We start from the raw sequence: 1929 nt of genomic DNA on the forward strand, positions 1-1929 counted from the left end.
CGCACCACCCCCGCAGCCCCCGCCGGGTCTGCGCCGGAGCGACGCACCGAAGGATGGGTCCCGTGAGCTACAAGGCCGAGTACATCTGGATCGACGGCACCGAGCCGACGGCGAAGCTGCGCTCCAAGACGAAGATCCTCGCGGACGGCGGCGAGCTGCCGGTCTGGGGCTTCGACGGGTCGAGCACGAACCAGGCCGAGGGCCATGCGTCGGACCGTGTGCTCCAGCCGGTGTTCTCCTGCCCGGACCCGATCCGGGGCGGGAGCAACGTCCTCGTCCTGTGCGAGGTCCTGAACATCGACATGACCCCGCACGAGTCGAACACCCGCGCCCTGCTGCGTCCGGTCGCCGAGAAGTACGCGGCCCAGGAGCCGATCTTCGGCATCGAGCAGGAGTACACCTTCTTCGACGGCCACCGCCCGCTCGGCTTCCCGGTCGGCGGCTTCCCCGCCGCTCAGGGCGGCTACTACTGCGGTGTCGGCTCGGACGAGATCTTCGGCCGCGACATCGTCGAGAAGCACCTCGACCACTGCCTGGCGGCGGGCCTGGACATCTCCGGCATCAACGCCGAGGTCATGCCCGGCCAGTGGGAGTTCCAGGTGGGCCCGCTCGGCCCGCTGGAGGTCGCGGACCAGCTGTGGGTGGCGCGCTGGCTGCTGTACCGGACCGCGGAGGACTTCAACGTCTCGGCGACGCTGAACCCGAAGCCGGTGAAGGGCGACTGGAACGGCGCGGGCGCGCACACGAACTTCTCCACGAAGGCGATGCGCGAGGACTACCGGGCGATCATCTCCGCGTGCGAGGCGCTGGGCGAGGGCAGCAAGCCGCTCGACCACGTGAAGAACTACGGCGCGGGCATCGACGAGCGCCTGACGGGCCTCCACGAGACGGCCCCGTGGAACGAGTTCAGCTACGGCGTCTCCGACCGCGGCGCGTCGGTGCGCATCCCGTGGCAGGTGGAAAGGGACGGCAAGGGCTACATCGAGGACCGCCGCCCGAACGCCAACGTGGACCCGTACGTGGTGACCCGCCTGATCACGGACACCTGCTGCACCGGCCTGGAGAAGGACGGCCTGGTCTGACCGGATCGCCTTCGTCGCCCGCCGAATCCCTCGGGGTCCGGCGGGCGTTCGCGTTCCGCCGGGGTGTGGGGACGGGACGCATGAGTCCACCATGCGATACGGCAACGAGATCCCTGCCACGACCACCACTCCGCTCTATACCACTTTGTCGCGATCGAACACCCCTGCCATCCTGCCCAGTTTGCTGAATATGGGATTCCGCTCCACGAAGTGGGACACACCCTGCCCGGCCCGGAGCGCATCTGCTTCAATGGGCCCATGGCCAGCCACCCGCACACCTCGACCGGTCGCAGCGACCTCGAGCCGTTCTGGCCCTCCCGTCAGGACCACGATTTCGACCGGGTGTGTTGCCGCGCGGTGAACGCGCCGGCCCTTTAAAGCCTTCCGGGACCGCCCTGCGCGGCTTCCCGTCTCCGAGGCCTTCGGTCTGCGCGCGGAACGAGGACGTACGCACGTCTCCTGCCGACCATTCGCGTGAAAGAGCCGACCACCCATGTCTCAGACCCGTTCCCTGACGCCCGCCGCGACCGCCGCATCCGCCGCGACCGCCGCGTCCGCTGCGACCGCCACCGCCCCCGCCTTCCCTCCGTCCGCTGCGCGCCACCGGCTGCGGGCCGTCTCCGCCGACGAGCCGGTCGACGTCGCCGGCCTGCTCCCGCCGGGCACCACCTGGCTGCCGGCCCCGCAGCACGCGCTGCCGGTGCTGCCGGGCCGACCGCCGATGGTCGGCTACCTGGTGCTGGTGCCGGCCGACCAGCAGCCGGGCGCGTTCGCCCCGCAGCCCGTCCCGCAGTCCGCCCCGCAGCCCGTCCCGCCCGCCGCGGCCGCGGCCGCTCCGGCACCGCCC

1 protein-coding gene and 1 pseudogene are annotated in these 1929 nt (G+C 71.2%); both read left to right on the top strand.

Going from position 1 to position 1929, the window contains the following annotated elements; translation table 11 throughout:
- Window positions 1-62: 62 nt before the first annotated feature.
- A complete protein-coding gene (gene glnII / locus EF903_RS32100; RefSeq protein ID WP_125548472.1) occupies window positions 63-1082 on the top strand; it encodes a glutamine synthetase in 1020 nt (339 codons plus the stop codon).
- Between the two features lie 493 nt (window positions 1083-1575).
- Window positions 1576-1929 (top strand): annotated as a pseudogene (locus EF903_RS32105) (winged helix family transcriptional regulator); the annotation flags it as partial.

Origin of the sequence: Streptomyces sp. WAC05292, assembly GCF_003949955.1 — a bacterium.
Classification (GTDB): domain Bacteria; phylum Actinomycetota; class Actinomycetes; order Streptomycetales; family Streptomycetaceae; genus Streptomyces; species Streptomyces globosus.